18 protein-coding genes are annotated in these 15,982 nt (G+C 71.8%); 7 read left to right on the top strand and 11 right to left on the bottom strand.

Annotation, left to right across the window (positions count from 1 at the left end):
• On the bottom strand, positions 1 to 304 hold a 304-nt coding region (locus L0H79_RS13905), incomplete at its 3' end, for a GMC family oxidoreductase N-terminal domain-containing protein (protein WP_301485220.1).
• Positions 305 to 452: 148 nt separating this feature from the next.
• On the opposite strand from L0H79_RS13905, the gene L0H79_RS13900 reads away from it, so the two are divergent.
• Both L0H79_RS13900 and L0H79_RS13895 read left to right on the top strand, forming a co-directional pair.
• Positions 453 to 1,271 (top strand): MBL fold metallo-hydrolase, encoded by an 819-nt coding sequence (locus tag L0H79_RS13900; RefSeq protein WP_301485219.1) that lies wholly within the window; start codon positions 453 to 455, stop codon positions 1,269 to 1,271.
• Between the two features lie 4 nt (positions 1,272 to 1,275).
• Positions 1,276 to 5,232 (top strand): adenylate/guanylate cyclase domain-containing protein, encoded by a 3,957-nt coding sequence (locus L0H79_RS13895; protein WP_301485218.1) that lies wholly within the window; start codon positions 1,276 to 1,278, stop codon positions 5,230 to 5,232.
• Here L0H79_RS13895 and L0H79_RS13890 read toward each other — a convergent pair.
• The 10 genes from L0H79_RS13890 to L0H79_RS13845 form a co-directional block, all read right to left on the bottom strand.
• A complete protein-coding gene (locus L0H79_RS13890) occupies positions 5,226 to 6,230 on the bottom strand; it encodes a hypothetical protein (protein WP_301485217.1) in 1,005 nt (334 codons plus the stop codon). The two genes, L0H79_RS13895 and L0H79_RS13890, sit on opposite strands and share 7 nt — an antisense overlap.
• Positions 6,231 to 6,418: 188 nt before the next feature.
• Positions 6,419 to 7,480: an ABC transporter ATP-binding protein gene (locus L0H79_RS13885; RefSeq protein ID WP_301485216.1), complete on the bottom strand. Its 1,062-nt coding sequence runs from the start codon at positions 7,478 to 7,480 to the stop codon at positions 6,419 to 6,421.
• A complete protein-coding gene (locus L0H79_RS13880) occupies positions 7,477 to 8,250 on the bottom strand; it encodes an ABC transporter permease (protein WP_301485215.1) in 774 nt (257 codons plus the stop codon). Before L0H79_RS13880 ends, L0H79_RS13885 begins: the two co-directional genes overlap by 4 nt.
• Entirely contained in the window at positions 8,247 to 9,101 is an 855-nt protein-coding gene (gene modA / locus L0H79_RS13875) for a molybdate ABC transporter substrate-binding protein (RefSeq protein WP_301485214.1), read from the bottom strand. The genes L0H79_RS13880 and modA overlap by 4 nt, the downstream gene beginning before the upstream one ends.
• A 98-nt stretch (positions 9,102 to 9,199) precedes the next feature.
• Entirely contained in the window at positions 9,200 to 9,595 is a 396-nt protein-coding gene (locus L0H79_RS13870; RefSeq protein ID WP_301485213.1) for a molybdopterin-binding protein, read from the bottom strand.
• 78 nt (positions 9,596 to 9,673) lie between these two features.
• Positions 9,674 to 10,099 (bottom strand): VOC family protein, encoded by a 426-nt coding sequence (locus tag L0H79_RS13865; RefSeq protein WP_301485222.1) that lies wholly within the window; start codon positions 10,097 to 10,099, stop codon positions 9,674 to 9,676.
• An 11-nt stretch (positions 10,100 to 10,110) separates the two neighbouring features.
• Complete coding sequence (locus L0H79_RS13860) at positions 10,111 to 10,611, bottom strand: SRPBCC family protein (protein ID WP_301485212.1); 501 nt, start codon at positions 10,609 to 10,611, stop codon at positions 10,111 to 10,113.
• Positions 10,608 to 10,967 (bottom strand): helix-turn-helix transcriptional regulator, encoded by a 360-nt coding sequence (locus L0H79_RS13855; RefSeq protein ID WP_301485211.1) that lies wholly within the window; start codon positions 10,965 to 10,967, stop codon positions 10,608 to 10,610. The genes L0H79_RS13860 and L0H79_RS13855 overlap by 4 nt, the downstream gene beginning before the upstream one ends.
• A 79-nt stretch (positions 10,968 to 11,046) precedes the next feature.
• Positions 11,047 to 11,775 carry a B3/4 domain-containing protein gene (locus L0H79_RS13850; RefSeq protein ID WP_301485221.1) on the bottom strand — a complete coding sequence of 243 codons (729 nt, stop codon included), beginning with the start codon at positions 11,773 to 11,775 and terminating at the stop codon, positions 11,047 to 11,049.
• Between the two features lie 413 nt (positions 11,776 to 12,188).
• Positions 12,189 to 12,866 carry a uracil-DNA glycosylase gene (locus L0H79_RS13845; protein ID WP_301485210.1) on the bottom strand — a complete coding sequence of 226 codons (678 nt, stop codon included), beginning with the start codon at positions 12,864 to 12,866 and terminating at the stop codon, positions 12,189 to 12,191.
• Between the two features lie 70 nt (positions 12,867 to 12,936).
• Here L0H79_RS13845 and L0H79_RS13840 point away from each other — a divergent pair, with 70 nt between their 5' ends.
• The 5 genes from L0H79_RS13840 to L0H79_RS13820 form a co-directional block, all read left to right on the top strand.
• The gene (locus L0H79_RS13840) at positions 12,937 to 14,127 is read left to right on the top strand and encodes an N-acetylglucosamine-6-phosphate deacetylase (protein WP_301485209.1); all 1,191 of its coding nucleotides are present in this window, start codon (positions 12,937 to 12,939) and stop codon (positions 14,125 to 14,127) included.
• A 34-nt stretch (positions 14,128 to 14,161) separates the two neighbouring features.
• Positions 14,162 to 14,818 (top strand): HAD family hydrolase, encoded by a 657-nt coding sequence (locus L0H79_RS13835; protein WP_301485208.1) that lies wholly within the window; start codon positions 14,162 to 14,164, stop codon positions 14,816 to 14,818.
• A gap of 137 nt (positions 14,819 to 14,955) precedes the next feature.
• Positions 14,956 to 15,243, top strand: coding sequence for a DUF3263 domain-containing protein (locus tag L0H79_RS13830; RefSeq protein WP_301485207.1), 288 nt, complete (start codon positions 14,956 to 14,958; stop codon positions 15,241 to 15,243).
• Positions 15,244 to 15,275: 32 nt separating this feature from the next.
• Positions 15,276 to 15,737: a GNAT family N-acetyltransferase gene (locus L0H79_RS13825; RefSeq protein ID WP_301485206.1), complete on the top strand. Its 462-nt coding sequence runs from the start codon at positions 15,276 to 15,278 to the stop codon at positions 15,735 to 15,737.
• On the top strand, positions 15,734 to 15,982 hold a 249-nt coding region (locus tag L0H79_RS13820), incomplete at its 3' end, for a P1 family peptidase (protein WP_301485205.1). The genes L0H79_RS13825 and L0H79_RS13820, both read left to right, overlap by 4 nt.

Genomic DNA, 15,982 nt, shown 5'->3' with positions numbered 1-15,982 from the left:
TCTCGTCGTGGCCCGCAGGCTCCCCCCGCAGGTACATCATCCCGTTCACCACGCTCGACCCGCCCAGGCCCCGGCCCCGCACCCACGTCTCGATCCCGCCGTCCGCGGTCCGCGCCGGGTAGCGGTACGTCCAGCCGGGGTGCTGCATCGCCAGCACGAAACCCTTGGGCACGCGCACCAGCGGATGCCGCACCGGCCCGCCTGCCTCGACGAGGACCACGACCGAGCTCCGGTCCCGCGACAGCCGTTCGGCCACGACACAGCCCGCAGCCCCGGCACCGACGACCAGGTAGTCGCAGTCCACCCGTCCTCCTCGCGCCACTGCCGTCCCCCCGCAGCGTAGGCCGTGAGTGGGCCGCCCGGCGCCCACGCGGGCCGAATGGTCGGTGCGCAGGCCCGCTTTGTCCCGTCTGGGCGCATGAGTGCGTTACGTTCGGGAGCGAGGTGATCCGGTGAAGCTGCTCTTCCTCGGCGTGCGTGGCTCGACCCCGGCCCCAGGGCCGAAGTTCACGCGCTATGGCGGGCATACGTCGTGCGTCGCCGTCGTCCCCGAGGGCGGCGACGACCCGACGCTGGTCCTCGACGCGGGGACCGGGATCCGGATGCTCGCTGAGCAGCTCACGACACCGGCCTTCACCGGGACGATCATGCTGAGCCACCTGCACTGGGACCACGTCCAGGGGCTCCCGTTCTTCACGAAGGGCGACCACCCGGACAGTAGCGTCGACCTCTACCTGCCGGCTCAGGACGGGCTCGGCGCTCGCGACCTGCTGGCCGGACTCCTCGCACCGCCGTTCTTCCCGATCCTGCCCGAGGGGCTGCAGGGGCACTGGCGGTTCCACGCGCTCGAGACCGGCACCATCGAGACCGCCGGCTTCACCGTCACCGCCTTCGAGGTGGAGCACAAGGGTGGCACGACCTACGGCTTCCGCATCGAGGACGAGGCCGGGTCCATGGCGTACGTGCCCGACCACGTGGCCGTGTCCCGATCCGCCCAGACCGCGGCCCGGCTGCGCGGCGTCGACGTGCTCGTGCACGACGCACAGTTCGAGCAGGTCGAGCGCGAGGTAGCGGGCCGCTTCGGCCACTCGACGATCCTCGACAGCATCGAGCTCGGTGCCGAGGTCGGGGCTGGGCACGTCGTGCTCTTCCACCATTCGCCAACCCGCACCGACAGCCAGCTCGCCGCCATCGAGCACACCGTGCGCGGGCCGATGCGAGTCACCGTGGCACGAGAGGGCGCCACCCTTCGGGTCCACTCGAGACGGTGAGGGGATGGCCGAGTACCCGCTGCGGGCCTATGTGCCGCAGTTCGCCCTGGACTGGCTCACCGAGGATCCGGATGCTCGACACCGTCGGGTCGAGGGGTCGATGGCGTTCGTCGACATCGCCGGCTTCACCAGCCTGGCCGAGCGGCTGACCCGTCTCGGGGTCGTCGGGTCCGAGGAGCTCAGCGACCTGCTCAGCTCGACCTTCACGAGCCTGCTCGACGAGACGCACCGGGCAGGGGCCGACCTCATCAAGTGGGGCGGGGACGCCGTGCTGCTCCTCTTCCAGGGCGAGCAGCATGCCATCAGGGCTGTGCGGGCCGCCGCGGCCATGCGCCGGACGCTCTACTCCGTCGGCCGCACCCGTTCCTCGGCCGGCGCGGTGACCCTCCGGATGTCGGTCGGGGTGCACAGCGGAGCCTTCGACTTCTTCCTCGTCGGAGACCCGTCGATCCATCGTGAGCTCATCGTCAGCGGGCCGGCCGCCAGTCGGACCGCCGAGCTGGAAGCCGCAGCCACGGCAGGGCAGATCGCCGTCGGGCCGAGCACCGCAGCCCTGCTGCGCCCCTCGGCGGTGGCTCCGCGGCGCGACGGCTTGCTGCTCGTGCGGCGGGTGCCGTCCCGGCAGCCCGCGCGCTCGTCGGAGGGCCGCATCACCGAGCCGCGCAGGTCAGCCGACCCCGGATTGTCAGCCGACCCCGGATCGTCGGCCGGGCCCCCGAAGCGAGCCGTGACCGTCTCCGACCGTGACATCGCCGGGCTGCTCCCACCGCCCGTCCGCGCTCACCTGCTGGCGGCTGCCGGCGAGTCCGAGCACCGGCCCATCGCAGTGGCCTTCGTGCAGTTCTCGGGCACGGACGCCGTGCTCGACGAGCAGGGCCCTGCCGGCCTCGCCGAGGCGCTCGACGAGGTCGTGCGAAACGTCCAGACGGCATGTGCGGTCGAGCAGGTCACCTTGCTCGAGAGCGACATCAACCGAGACGGCGGCAAGATCATGCTCGTCGCCGGTGCACCCGGTGGCGGCGAGGATCTCGACGCGCGTGTGCTGCGCGTCGTGCGCACCGTCGTGGACCGGGCCGGCGTGCTCCCGCTTCGGGCCGGGGTCAACCGGGGACGGGTGTTCGCCGCCGACTTCGGGCCGGCCTTCCGTCGGACCTACTCGGTCAAGGGCGACGCGATCAACGTCGCTGCACGGGTCATGGCCCATGCCGCCACGGGCCAGGTCCTCGCCACGCGGGAGGTCGTCGAGCGGGCCGGCGCCGGGTTCGTGCTGCAGCCGGTGGAACCCTTCCGGGTCAAGGGGAAGACCTACCCGATCCAGGCCTCGCTCGTCGACTCGACGCAGGACACCTGGCCGGAACACGGCCTCAGAGGGGGAACCCCCCAGACCAACGCCATCCAGGGCAGGCACGCCGAGCTCGCCGTGATCCGGGACGCGGTCGACAGGTGCCGGCTCGGCACGCCCGGCGTCGTCGAGATCGCCGGTGCGGCCGGCGTCGGCAAGTCGGCACTTCTCGGTGCGGGGATGCGGCTCGCCACAGGTTTCACGGTCCTTCGGGGGCCGAGCGGGCACTTCGGCGAGTCCGGCGCGCACCGGGCGGCACGGCGACTGTTGCGTGAGGTCATCGGGATCGCGCCCACAGCCTCGGCGAGCAGGCAGTCCGCGGCCCTGCTCGACATGGTCCACTCGCGGGCGCCGGACCTGCTCGCGTGGGTACCGCTGCTGGGAGCCCTGCTCGACCTCGGGCTGCCGCCCACGCTCGAGGTGCAGGACCTGGATGAGGAGTTCCGAGGTGGACGCCAGGCACAGGTGTTCATGGACTTCCTCCGGGCCAGCCTCCGCACCCCGACGCTCTTCCTCCTGGATGCCGCCGAGCAGATGGATGGCCCGTCGGTCGAGCTCATCGAGGGCGTGCTGGCCAACCGGCAGGACCGGCCGTGGCTGGTCCTGACGACGCGGCGTCCTGGCCCCGGCGGGCTGGATCTCGCAGGCGATCCGGAAGCGGTGCGGATCTCCCTTGCGCCGCTCGACGCGTCCGCCTCGATGGCGATGCTGCAGTCCCTGACCAGTGACGAGCCGGTGAGCGAGCATCTCCTGCGGGCCATGGTCACCAAGGCGGGGGGCAACCCACTCTTCCTCCGGGCTCTGCTGGAGACCGGCCGATCCGGGTCCGCGACCGATCTGCCGGACTCGATCGAGGCCGTGATCGGCGGCGAGATCGGTCGCCTGTCACCTCGGGCACGGACCCTGCTCCGGTTCGCCGCGGTCCTCGGTGAGCGGTTCTCCGTCGCCGACCTCGCCGGGCTCGTGCGGGCACAGGGGTGGGTCGTGACGCAGCAGGACCTGCGTGAGCTGGGTGAGCTGATCGTCCAGGACGGGCCCGTGCCCACCTGGCTCCGGTTCCGGACCGTCCTGACTCGGGACGTCGCCTACGCCGGGCTGCCGTACCGGTTGCGGCGGCGGATGCACCAGCGCGTCGGGGAGGTCCTGGAGGCGTCCGCCGCGGAGCTGGGCACGGTCTCGGGCGCGCTGTCCACGCACTTCTCCGAGGCGGGGGACGATGCACGGGCGTGGACCTACTCCCGGATGGCCGCGGATCGGGCGCGGCAGAACTTCCTCTATCCGGAGGCGCTGGCGTTCTACCAGCGGGCCGTCGAGTCGGCGGCCCGCCTCGACGGCCTCCCCGCGGCCGAGGTCGCCACCGTGCTCGAGGAGATGGGTGACGTCGCCGAGCTGGCGGGACTGTCCCGGGATGCCGTCGGCGCCTACCGGCGGGCGAGGCGTTGGGCCGACGCCGATCCGCTCCGGCTCGCCCGCGTCATGTCCAAGGAGATCCGTATCCTGCACCGAGGTGGCGCGTTCACGGCCGCGCTGCGCACGATCACCCGCGCGCGGGCTCTCCTGACGAGCGTTACCGGGCCGGAGGCAGACGCGGTGGCCTCCCTCCTGGCGGTCCAGTCCGCATTCGTCAGGCACCTGCAGGCGAGGCACGCCGACGCGGTGGACTGGTCCCGGATCGCCGTCGAGGCGGCCGAGCGCTCCGGCGACCCGCAGGCCCTCGCCCAGGCGTACAACGCGCGCGGCCACATCCTCACGACCGCCGGGCAGCAGCTCGACCAGCCGTACAGCTCGCTGGCCCTGGCCGCGAGCGAGCGGTCGGGGGACCTGCGCATGCAGGCCAAATGCCTGAACAACCTCGGTATCCGGGCGCTGATCGACGCCGAGTGGGAGCTGGCCGAGGAACGCTACGCGCGTGCCGCCACCCTGTTCCGACGGGTCGGCGACACGGCCGAGGAGGCGAACACCCTGTACAACCAGGCCGACCTGCTGATTCGTCAAGGCCGTCACGGCGAGGCCGAGGTGCTCCTCGACGCGTCGGGACGTGCGGCCCGGGTGGTGGACGACCCGGAGCTGGTCGCGCTCGTCGGACGGGAGCTCGGCAAGGTTCGGCTCGGACAGGGACACCTCGCGCAGGCGCGTCACGAGCTCGAGCTCGCGAAGGACAGCCTCGAGCGACTCGGCCTCGTCCAGGAGGCCGTCGACGCCGAGCTGTCGTTGCTCACGACCGAGCTTCCCCGATCCATGAGGCCCGCCGCGACCGGAGGGAACCCCGCGTCGCTCATCCCGGCGATCGAGGCGATACAGCAGCGAGCCGAGGCAGTGGGCGCCGTGCAGCTGTCCGCCGGCGTCCACTGGCTGCGTGGTGCGGCCCGGCTCGTCGCCGGGGAGCCGGCCGAGGCACGCGACGCGTTCGCGCTCGGGGCCAGCGCGCCGAGCGACGCGGACGGCGGCCATGGCCGGGCCCTCAACGTGCTCGGGCTCGCCACCGCGTGCGAACAGCTCCATGCGGCGGGCCCGGACCGGGCCGGAGCAGAGCGCGCCCTGACGGACTTCGGCGTCGTTTCGCTGCCCTACCCACTGCGCTGGTCCGAGCCCGGGCCCTCGCCGACGGATGCTCAGTAGGTGCCGCGGTAGTCGCGTGTCGTCAGGACGTAGAGCAGCAGGTCACCGGCGTTGCGGTGGCTCTGTCGGTAGTCGACGCAGTAGTCGGTCCGGTTGCCCGCGGCGTCGATGCCCTCGGCGACGCCCTTCCTCAGGCAGGCCGGGGCGACGATGTCGAGCGGCCCGCTCGGGTCGAAGCTGAGCTTGATCGTGTAGTGGGGCACGCCTCCGCCTCGACACACCGACTTGTCGCACCGCATGACGATCGTCGCCGGCGTGTGCGTCGTGTAGTTGTTGCCGAGCGTGCCGACGAACTGGACGACCTGCGACCCGGGGGAGCACGCGGCGATCCCCGTGCACGCTCCGGTCGACAGGCCGACCTGCTCGGAGGCGACCTGCTGGGGAAGCACGACGTAGCCGCACACCGGGGCGGTGCTGTGCCGGTCGCACGAGCCGGCCCCGAAGCCGGTCGCCAGCGTGGGATCGGTGCTGGGGGCCGTCAGCACGGTGATGAGGCTGTCGAAGGCGTTCGAGTAGCCGGTCGGGAAGCCGGCGGTCTGCCCCGTGTGAAGACTCGGGGTCACGGAGACCCGCACCCCGTTGTCCGGTCGGGAGTAGCTGACGGTGTCGGTCCCGGAGGTCTGTCCGGCCGGGATCGTGATCGACTGGGCGGACAGGTGCCCCGGAGCCGGTGCGCAGGTGTCGTCCGCGGCGCCGATGCACGCGTCGAGGTCGAAGTCGGTGTCGGACGTGAACGTCGCGCCTGCCGGCTGGAGGGTCACGGTCAGGGTGATCGGCTGCCCCGCCGCGGCGAGGACCTCTGGTACGCCCTGCGCGTCGCCGAAGCCGGACGTGTCGGTCGACATCGTGACCGCGAGCGCGGTCGGTGCGGTGGGGTGGTGGGCGCTGCTGACCTGCACGGGCAGGACTGCGCCGACGAGGGTGAGGACGAACAGGAGGGCGAGGCTGGGGAGACTCAAGGTGCGTCTGCGAACGGACTTCGGCTTCGTGGTCATCATGATCGGACCTCCTCGGTTGGGCGTGCTGAGATCCCCTCCTCGATGCACGGCGGACGCGCACGTCCCCCATTGAACCGTCCGTCCGAGCTGGGTGTCCGGGTAACCACGAGATGGGGCACTCGCGCCCCGCCCCAACGCAGCCGTATGCCGCTCACCTGGTGGGTCGCACGGCTCTCCCGAGCGGGCGGTCAGCGAGGGTAGGTGCTGACCTCGGTCGCCTTGACGGAGGCCCACAGATGGCTGCCGACCTGGATGCCGAGTGCAGCGACCGAGGCGAGGGTGACCTCGGCGATCAGCTCGAGCGGCTCGGTGAGGGACACCCGCGCGGACTGTCCCCGAAGGGTCACCTCGGTGACGCGCATCGCCCAGACGTTGCGCGACGATCCCTCGGGCCGCTCGCGGTGCAGGACCACCGCGTGCGGGGAGACCGCCGCCCAGACCTGCCCGAGCGGGCTTTCTCCTACGATGAGTGGCGTACCACCGGCGAGAGTCAGCACCTCGTGCGAATCTGCTTGGGCGGCATACAAGTTGAGGCCGACCACGGTGGCGACGTATGGGGTGCGCGGCTCGCGGAGGACCTCGCTCGGGGTGCCCACCTGCGTCACTGCGCCGGCCTCGACGAAGACGAGCCGGTCGGCGAGCGTCAGGGCGTCGAGGGGGTCGTGTGTCACCAGGACGGTGACGCCGCCGTAGTCGCGCAGGCGCCGAGCGAGCTCGGAGCGGGTCCGGGCGCGGGTCTCGGGGTCGAGCGCCGACAGCGGCTCGTCGAGCAGGAACAGGTCCGGGTCGGCGGCCAGCGCGCGGGCAAGCGCGACGCGGGCCGCCTGACCCGAGGACAGCTCGCTCGGCCGGGCGTCGACGAGGTCGCCGAGCCCGACCCGGGCCAGCTCCTGCCGCGCTCGCGTGCGCGCCGCGCGCGCCGGCACGCCGCGGCTGCGGGGGCCGTAGGCGACGTTGTCGATGGCCCGCAGATGGGGGAAGAGGAGGGCATCGGCGAGCATGAGCCCGACGCTGCGCTGCTCGGGCAGGCGACGAGGGCCGCCGGCCGTCTCCCACGTCGTGCCCGACACGACGACGTGCCCCTCCTCGAGCGGCAGCACGCCGGCGAGCGCGAGGACGGTCGAGGTCTTGCCCCCGCCGTTGGGGCCGAGGATGCCGATGACCTCGCCACGCGCTGCCGCCAGGCTGACGTCGACCTGAAGGGTGCCGCGGGTCAGGGAGATTCGTGCGTCGAGTGCTGCCTCGCTCATCGGATCCACCGGCCTCTGAGCAGCCCGAGGACGATGACGCTAACGGTGAGCAGGACGATGCTGATCGACGTCGCGACGCTCGGATCCTCCTGGAGCGCGACGTAGACGGCGAGCGGCGCCGTCTGGGTGCGGCCGGCGAAGTTGCCTGCGAAGGTGATCGTGGCTCCGAACTCGCCGAGCGCCCTGGCCCAGGCCAGGGCCAGCCCGCTCGCGATGCCGGGCACGACGAGCGGCAGGGCGACCGTACGCAGGTAGCGAAGGTCGGAGGCGCCGAGCGTGCGGGCCACGGACTCGAGCCGCGGGTCGAGCCCGCGCATCGCCCCCTCGACCGCGAGCACGTAGTAGGGCATCGCGACGAAGGTCTCGGCGACGACGACCGCAACGGTCGTGAACGGGATCTCGATGCCCAAGGGGGAGAGGTACTGCCCGAGGATGCCGGTGCGGCCCCACGTCATGAGCAGCGCGACACCACCGACGACCGGTGGCAGGACGAGCGGGACGGTGAGCAGCGCACGCAGCCAACGGGTTCCGGCGTGGTCCGAGCGTGCGAGCAGCCACGCGAGCGGCGTGCCCAGAACCAGGCAGAGCACAGCGGTCGAGGACGTCGTGACGAGCGAGAGGCGCAGGGCCGGCAGTGCCGTGCCGCCTGTCACGTCGCTGACGAGGCGCCCCCAGTCCGCGCGGGCCAGCAGCGCGACCAGCGGCAGGGTGAGCAGGAGGACCGCGACGAGGGCCGGCCCGCCCAGACCGAGGCGGGACCGCCAGGTCACGGCGGTCCGAAGCCGAGCGAGGTCAGCGTCGCTCGGCCCTGAGGGCTCAGCACGGCGTGGACGAACACGCGGGTGGCGGCTTCGTCGTCGAGCCTGATGATCGGGTAGTCCAGGGTGGTGTTCAGCTCCGCCGGGATCGGTATGCCGCTGACCGCGCCCTTGGCCGCGACGACGTCCGAGTGGTAGACGATCGCGGCGTCTGCCTCGCCGAGGGAGACCTTGGCCAGAGTCGCCTTGACGTCGATCTCGCGGGAGACGACGTGCGGCTCGACCGTGGCCTTGGCGAGCGTGGCGGCGGCGGCCTTGCCGCACGGGACGGTGACCTCGCAGAGCACGACCTTCAGGTCCAGCCCGGAGAGGTCGGTCAGGCTGGTCACGTGGCCGGGATTGCTTGGTGGCACGGCGATCTCGAGAGAGTTGCTCGCGAAGGTGTCGCTGCTCCTGACGCGAGCCGGGTCGAGGGGTTTCGCGGCGGCCTCACCGGCCAGGGCGACCACGTCGGCCGGGGCGCCCTGGTTGACCTGTTGGACAAGGGTGGCGCTCGAGCCGTAGGACACCTCGACGGTCAGGCCGGGATGGGCTCGCTCGAGCTTGGCCGCGATGGCGTCGAAGGACTCGGTGAGCGAGGCGGCCGCCAGGACCGTCACCGTGCCGGTGACACCGCTGCCGGACTCGATGCCGCCCCTTGGCGAAGCATCTGCTCGGGGTGAGCCGGTCGCTCCGCACCCGGCCAGGAGCAGAACGGCAACCAGCGCCGTGAGTGCGGCGGCTGGTCGCCCGCCGACCCCGCGCCTGCCGGGCTGGAGGCCGTCGCGGGTCACGCGTGCCCGGTGCCCGCCTCGCCTGCTCATGCCCACTGCCGCGCCTCTTCCCGCCGCTGCGGGCCGCCCACGCGGAGCGTGGGACCCGCCTCGCTGGCGCTCGGTCGGGTCCTCGCGTCGGTCGGCGCTCATGCCGGGACTTCGACGACGACGTGGGTGGACTTGACCGAGGCCACCGCCACCGAGCCGACCGTGAGGCCGAGGTCGTCGACCGACTCGGCGGACACGAGCGAGACGATGCGGAACGGTCCGCACTGCAGCTCCACCTTGGCCATCACGGTGTCTCTGGTGATAGCCGTGACGATGCCGCGCATCCGGTTGCGGGCCGAGGCGCCGCCGATGACGCCGACCTCAGCCGGGTGGGCCAGCTCCCGGGCCACGGCAGCGAGCTCGGCACCGTCGACGGTCCGGCGACCGGACTCGTCGGTGCCGCCGACGAGGCGGCCGGAGTCGACCATCCGACGGACGGTGTCGTCACTGACGCCGAGGAGAGCTGCAGCCTCGCTGATACGCAGATGCGGCATGAGAAGCATCATACAGTCGCATCTGCGGAGTCTGCCATCTGTGGTCGACCGGGCACCACCTCCCGGCAGAAGCGAGCATCAGCTCGACCGTCCCCGACTCTCTCGAGCTGTGAGCGGACGGTCGCCCCGAGCGCGGATCTGCTGCACCGACCACGTGTTCCCGTCGGGATCGGAAAAGCCGAAGAACGTTCCTCCGTCCCGCTCGTCGAAGACCGTGATCTGCGAACAGTCGACTCCCCGCTCGACGAGCTCGGCCCGGGCCAGTTCGGCGTCGGCCACCACGAGCTGCACGCCGTGCAGCGACCCGGGCACCATCTGGTTCGGTGACGGCAGGGTGCCGATGACGATCGAACAGCCGGAGCCGTGCGGTGTCAGCTGCGCGAGGTGCACGTGCTCGTTGTGCGTCTCGTGGTCGAGCGCGAAGCCGAGCTGGTCGCGGTAGAAGGCGATCGAGCGCCCGAGGTCGCTGACCGGGACCACCACGACCTCGAGCGTCCAGTCCATCGGCGCGTCAGTCATGCGCCGGTGCCGATGGGGGCGGTCGAGGTCGAGCTGACGAGTGACTCGAGCCTCTCGTAGCCCTCGCTCATGCCCTTCTCCATACCGCTGGCCACCATGGCGTCGCGGCCCTCCACGGTCCGGCCGATGCTGCGACCGCGGAGTCGGCACCGGCCGTGACCAAGGTCCTCGAACCACATGAACTCGATGGCTACCTCGTCCGGCATGCCCTCGAACTCGAAGGTCTGGATGGCGAACTCGTCCTCGCGGACGGTGTGGAACAGGCCGTGGAAGCCGTACTCCCTGCCCTGGCTCTGATGCGTGTAGCGGTAGCTGCCGCCGGTGACGAAGTCCCAGCGCTCGATCGTCATCTCGTAACCGTTCGGCCCGAGCCACTGTCGCACCAGGTCTGGGTCGCGATGGGCATTGAAGACGGCGGCGACGGGGGCGTCGAACTCGCGGGTGTAGTCGATCCACGGAACGCCTTGGGGGGCGTCGATGGTCAGCTCGTTGGTCATGGCTGGTTCTCCTTGGTGCTGCGGCGTGGCGCGCCGGGTGAGTGCTCCAGCAGGGCGTCGAGCCTGCGGAACTGTTGCTCGTGGACGAGCCGGTAGCGGTCGATCCAGGCGGTGAGTGCCTCGAGTCGGGCCGCATTGAGGTGCACGGGGCGGCGCTGGGCCTCCCGGGTCCGGGTCACGAGCCCTGCGTGCTCGAGGACCTGGATGTGCTTCGAGACCGCTTGTTTGCTGATCTCGAACGGCTCGGCGAGCTCGTTGACCGTTGCCGGCCCCCGGCTCAGCCGAGCGATCATCGCGCGCCGGACCGGGTCGGCCAGGGCCGCGAAGGCCCGGTCGAGCGGTTCTTGGTCCGACATCGTTATCAACCCACCCATTGATCAATCGATAGATTGATTAAACGCTCCGCATGACCCCCTGTCAAGCGACTTCTGTGGTTCAACCGGCCGAACGCGCGGCCAGCAGGCGTCTCGCGCTCTGGACCTTCGGGCCCAGCCGGTCCAGGTGGGCGACGAGCTCGTCGGCTGCCGCGTGGATCGCGTCGTCGGTGACGGGGGCGAGGGCGTCGATGATGAACAAGGCCGTCGTGGTCTCCTCCTCGAGTCGGGTGCGCCGAGCCTGGCGCCAGTTCCACCGTCGACAGGTCACACCCGCCTGGTCGCACCAGACGACCTCGCCGGGCTCAGGGTGCTCGACGACCTCGATACCGGCGGCGACGGTGTCGAAGGGCTCGGCCCCGGTCGCACGTGCCAGTCGCGGGGGCCCCTGGTATCGGTCGAGGTCCTCCCCGCCGAGGGGGAGCTCGTGCAGCACCGAGATCGCATTGTAGATATCGGTGAGCGGGTTCACTTGGGGCAGGCCGGAATCCGCGCGACGCAACAGCGCCTCGAGGCTGTTGCGGGTGCGTTGTGGCTTGGCGCCGAACGCCCGGTAGGCCTCGCGCCACGCCGCCACGTGCGGGAGCTGCTCGATAGGCCCGTCGGCGAGGAGCCGGCGAGCCGCGTCCTCGGCGCGGGCGAGCAGGGTCGGGCTGGTCTCGTCCTGGCTGCCGGGCACCAGTCCCTCGACCGCGACGAGCAGTACTCGGTAGTCCGGTCGCAGCGCGGCAACCTCGCCCGTGACGAACGCACCGGCGAGCAGCTCGTCCAGATCCTCGGTCTTGTTCATCTCGCCCATCCTCGTTCTCCTGCCGGCCAGGTGACCGACTCAGCGTGCCTGGTCCTTCCAACCGCTGACGCGAGCGTATGCCGCTCGCGCGGGTCGTGCGCCCGCGCTCACACGTCAACCTTGCCGAGCAAACCCAGTCGCTCGTCGCGATCAAGACGAAGCGCCGCTGCACGCTCGATGGGGAATGCTGCACGCTCGATGGGGAATGCTGCACGCTCGATGGGGAGTAGTGCACGCTCGATGGGGAATGCTGCACGCTCGATGGGGAGTAGTGCACGCTCGATGGGGAATGCTGCACGCTCGATGGGGAATGCTGCACGCTCGATCGGGAGTGGGGCGCATGCCCTCGGTGAAGGAGTCGCCGATCGCGACGAAGCGGCTCCAGACCGGTGGCTCGCTGCCCGGCGACGACGTCATACGAGGCTCCAGTCGATCGGGTCGGCGCCCTGCTGGCGCAGCAGCTCGTTGGCGCGGCTGAACGGCCTCGACCCGAAGAACCCGGATCGCGCCGACAGCGGCGAGGGATGGGCGCTCTCGATCCTGGGGACCGGACCGAGCATGGGGGCCAGGGACTGGGCGTGCCGACCCCAGAGGATGGCGACGAGCGGGCCACCCCGTGCGGCAAGGGCCCTGATCGCCTGCTCGGTCACGACCTCCCAGCCCTTGCCGTGGTGGCTTGCGGGCTTGCCCGGCCGGACCGTCAGCACGCGGTTGAGCAGCATGACGCCCCGCTCGAACCATGGCGTCAGGTCGCCGGTGGCCGGCAGCGGCAGGCCGAGGTCGGTGCCGAGCTCCGCGTGGATGTTCTGCAGGCTCCTCGGGACGGGTCGCACGTCCGGTGCCACCGAGAAGCTGAGCCCGACCGGGTGCCCCGGCGTCGGGTAGGGGTCCTGCCCCACGATGAGCACGCGCACCTCCTCGACCGGGCGCGAGAAGGCCCGCAGCACCGCGTCCCCCGCCGGTAGGTAGCCGCGCCCCGCCGCGACCTCTGCGCGCAGGAAGTCACCGAGCGCCGCGATCGTCCCGGCGACCGGCTCGAGCGCGGGCACCCATGACGGGTCGACGTTCTCGCGGAGGGGGCGGGCCGGCACGCCGACACGGTACCGCCAGTATCGTCGTGCCCGGCGCACGGTCCAACGCCGCCCACGCGAAGGAGCCCTCATGACCCTGGTCCTCGACGGCCGCGCACTCGTGGACGGGGAGCTCGCCGACGTCCGCATCGAGCTCGAGGGTGACCGTATCGCCACGGTCACCCCAGTGGGTATGCCGCTCAGCTCGCCTCGGGAGGCAGCCGGGCATCGCGCGGGCGAAGGCCACGGCGAAGGCCAGGGCGAAGGCGAAGGCACGGTGATCCTGCCCGGAGCCGTCGACGTGCACTGCCACGGCGGGGGCGGCACGACCTTCCTCGACCTCGACCCGGAGGCCGCCGCCGCGGCCGCGCGCCACCATCACCGGCGTGGCACGACGAGCCTGCTGGCCAGCCTCGTCACGCTGGCCCCGGCCGACCTCGCCCGAGGCGTCGAGATCCTCGCCGACCTGGCCGACGACGGACTCGTCGACGGGATCCACCTCGAGGGACCGTGGCTGGCCGAGTCCAGGTGCGGCGCCCACGACCCGGCGCTGCTGCGCGACCCGGACCCGGCCGAGGTGGACCACCTCCTGGAGCTCGGCCGGGGGCACCTCCGCCAGGTCACCCTCGCCCCCGAACGGGCCGGCGGGATCGAGCTGGTCCGACACCTGACCGCAGCGGGAGTGCACGCGGCCGTGGGGCACAGCTCGGCGGCATACGGGACCGTCATGGCAGCCGTGGAGGCGGGTGCGGACCTCGCGACCCACCTCTTCAACGGGATGGACCCGTGGCATCACCGCGAGCCGGGAGCGGTGCCGGCGCTGCTGCGGGCGGCGCGCGCCGGAGAGCTCGTCGTCGAGCTCATCGCCGACGGTGCCCACCTCGCGGACGAGACCGTCGTGAGCGTCCTCGACCTCGTCGGGGAGGGGCAGGTGGCCTTCGTCTCGGATGCCATGGGTGCGGCGGGGATCGGCGACGGCAGCTATGTGCTCGGCGGGCTGCCCGTGCTCGTGTCGGACGGCGTCGCCCGGCTGGCCACGGCGGACGGCAGGCCTGGGTCGATCGCCGGTGGGACCTCCCACGCGATGGAGATCGTCCTGCGTCAGGTTCGTGCGGGGATCGGGCTGGAGCGGGCGGTCCGAGCCGGGTGCGTGACACCGGCGCGGGTGCTCGGGCTCGAGGACCGGGGGGTGATCCGGCCGGGGGGCCGCGCCGACCTCGTCATGGCCGACCCGGACGGTGTGCAGCGGGTCATGCGGGCCGGTCGCTGGCTCGCTGGATGAGGCCATCCGGCCGGTTGTCGCCTACGCTCTCCGGGTGACCTCCCAGCCCCGCCCCAGGTGGAAGACCGTCGTGTTCGACCTCGACGGCACGCTCGCCGACACCGTGGACCTCATCGTCCAGTCGCACCAGCACACGATCGAGTCGATGCTCGGCAAGCGGGAGGAGCCGGCCGTCCTGCGGACCTGGATCGGGCGGACGCTCGAGGTGGCCTACCACGACTACTGCCCCGAGCGGGCCGGCGAGCTCGTCGAGGCCTACCTCGAGTGGAGCGACGCGAACACCGCCCGCCTGCTGGGCCGCTTCGAGGGCATCAACGAGGTCATCAGCGATCTCGATGCCGCGGGGCTCCGGCTCGGCGTGGCGACCTCGAAGCGGCGCTCGCAGGCCGTGCGGGTCATGAGCGAGCTCGGCCTCGACGACCACATCGAGGTCCTCGTCACGATGGAGGACACCGACAAGCACAAGCCCGACCCGGAGCCGCTCCTGAAGGCGGTGCGCACGATCGGCGGTACGCCGGCCGAGGCCGTCTATGTCGGCGACGCCGTCGTCGACACTCTTGCGGGCAAGGCGGCCGGCATGTCGACCGTTGCCGTGACGTGGGGGGCCGGCCACGTGGAGGCCCTGGCCGGGGTCCGGCCGGACAGGGTGGCGCACACGCCCGAGGAGCTGCGCACGACCCTGCTCGGCTGACGACCGAGCCGACCCGCCCCCGCCCTGCCTGAATGACACTCATGTCATTTGGGTCTAGAGTAACGTCCGGAGCCGACGCCCGATCGAGACCAGAGTGAGACGTCACGACCAATGAGCGGAGCAGTGAGCGCCGAACCATGACCGAGCACGCCACGGAGCAGGTCCAGTCTCGCGAGGCCCTGAGCGATCGCGACCAGGAGATCCTCGCATTCGAGCGGCAGTGGTGGAAGTACGCGGGCTCCAAGGAGCAGGCGATCAAGGAGCTGTTCGACATGAGCTCGACGCGCTACTACCAGGTGCTCAACTCGCTCCTCGACAACCCTGCGGCGCTTGCCGCCGACCCGATGCTCGTCAAGCGCCTGCGCCGGATGCGCACCCAGCGCCAGCGGGCCCGCACGAGCCGCCGCCTCGGCCTGGGCCACTGACACCCCACCTCCGGCGTGGTTCACTTTCCGTCATGCCCGACGTCACGATCCGCCGCGCCGGGGCCGATGACGCCCTCGTCGTCGCGGCGCTGCACCTGCAGTCGGCCCGAGACCTCGGCCACGACGGGGAGCCGGGCTTCCTCGACCGCTTCGCCGACGCGTGGCTCGCCAGCCGCCCCGACCATCCGACGTGGATCGCGCAGAGCCACGGCGCGCACGCGGGAGTCCTGTCCACCCGCCGGCTGCGGCCGCTGCCCTTCCCAGGCCGGCCCGAGGTGAGCTGGCTCTACGTCGGCACCATCTTCGTCGCCTCCGGTCATCGCAAGCGAGGCATCGGGCGGGCCCTCATCGAGGGGATGCTCGACTGGTCCCGCGCGACCGACGTCAAGTGGGTCAGGCTCAACGTCGAGGCATCCCAGCACGACTTCTACCGGAGCCTCGGCTTCACGCTGGCCGAGACCATCCTCGAGTACGACCTGCGAGAGAGCCGATGAGGCCCGGTCCCGCCAACTCGCTGACCGACGTCGCCGGTCTGCGCGTCGGTCACTGCACCCGCGACGAGCCGGGCTGGCTCACCGGCACCACCGTCGTGCTCGCCCCGCCGGGCGGGATGGTCGCCGGGGTCGACGTGCGCGGCGGCGGGCCCGGCACCCGGGAGACCGACCTGCTCGAGCCGCGCAACCTGCTCGACCGCGTCCACGCGATCCTCCTCGGCGGCGGCAGCGCCCCGGGGCTCGCC

It is taken from the genome of Intrasporangium sp. (genome assembly GCF_030452765.1).
Lineage (GTDB): Bacteria > Actinomycetota > Actinomycetes > Actinomycetales > Dermatophilaceae > Intrasporangium_A.
The sequence above is the reverse complement of the archived record's forward strand: the minus strand, read 5'-3'. Positions and strand labels throughout refer to the sequence as shown.

What these genes read in the sequence shown, in the direction of transcription:
- L0H79_RS13825 (WP_301485206.1), top strand. Translation starts at nt 15,276, where the DNA reads ATGCCCGACGTCACGATCCGCCGCGCCGGGGCCGATGACGCCCTCGTC.
- modA (WP_301485214.1), bottom strand. Translation starts at nt 9,101, where the DNA reads ATGAGCAGGCGAGGCGGGCACCGGGCACGCGTGACCCGCGACGGCCTC.
- L0H79_RS13850 (WP_301485221.1), bottom strand. Translation starts at nt 11,775, where the DNA reads ATGAACAAGACCGAGGATCTGGACGAGCTGCTCGCCGGTGCGTTCGTC.
- L0H79_RS13860 (WP_301485212.1), bottom strand. Translation starts at nt 10,611, where the DNA reads ATGACCAACGAGCTGACCATCGACGCCCCCCAAGGCGTTCCGTGGATC.
- L0H79_RS13855 (WP_301485211.1), bottom strand. Translation starts at nt 10,967, where the DNA reads ATGTCGGACCAAGAACCGCTCGACCGGGCCTTCGCGGCCCTGGCCGAC.
- L0H79_RS13840 (WP_301485209.1), top strand. Translation starts at nt 12,937, where the DNA reads ATGACCCTGGTCCTCGACGGCCGCGCACTCGTGGACGGGGAGCTCGCC.
- L0H79_RS13830 (WP_301485207.1), top strand. Translation starts at nt 14,956, where the DNA reads ATGACCGAGCACGCCACGGAGCAGGTCCAGTCTCGCGAGGCCCTGAGC.
- L0H79_RS13870 (WP_301485213.1), bottom strand. Translation starts at nt 9,595, where the DNA reads ATGCCGCATCTGCGTATCAGCGAGGCTGCAGCTCTCCTCGGCGTCAGT.
- L0H79_RS13865 (WP_301485222.1), bottom strand. Translation starts at nt 10,099, where the DNA reads ATGGACTGGACGCTCGAGGTCGTGGTGGTCCCGGTCAGCGACCTCGGG.
- L0H79_RS13885 (WP_301485216.1), bottom strand. Translation starts at nt 7,480, where the DNA reads ATGAGCGAGGCAGCACTCGACGCACGAATCTCCCTGACCCGCGGCACC.
- L0H79_RS13895 (WP_301485218.1), top strand. Translation starts at nt 1,276, where the DNA reads ATGGCCGAGTACCCGCTGCGGGCCTATGTGCCGCAGTTCGCCCTGGAC.
- L0H79_RS13890 (WP_301485217.1), bottom strand. Translation starts at nt 6,230, where the DNA reads ATGATGACCACGAAGCCGAAGTCCGTTCGCAGACGCACCTTGAGTCTC.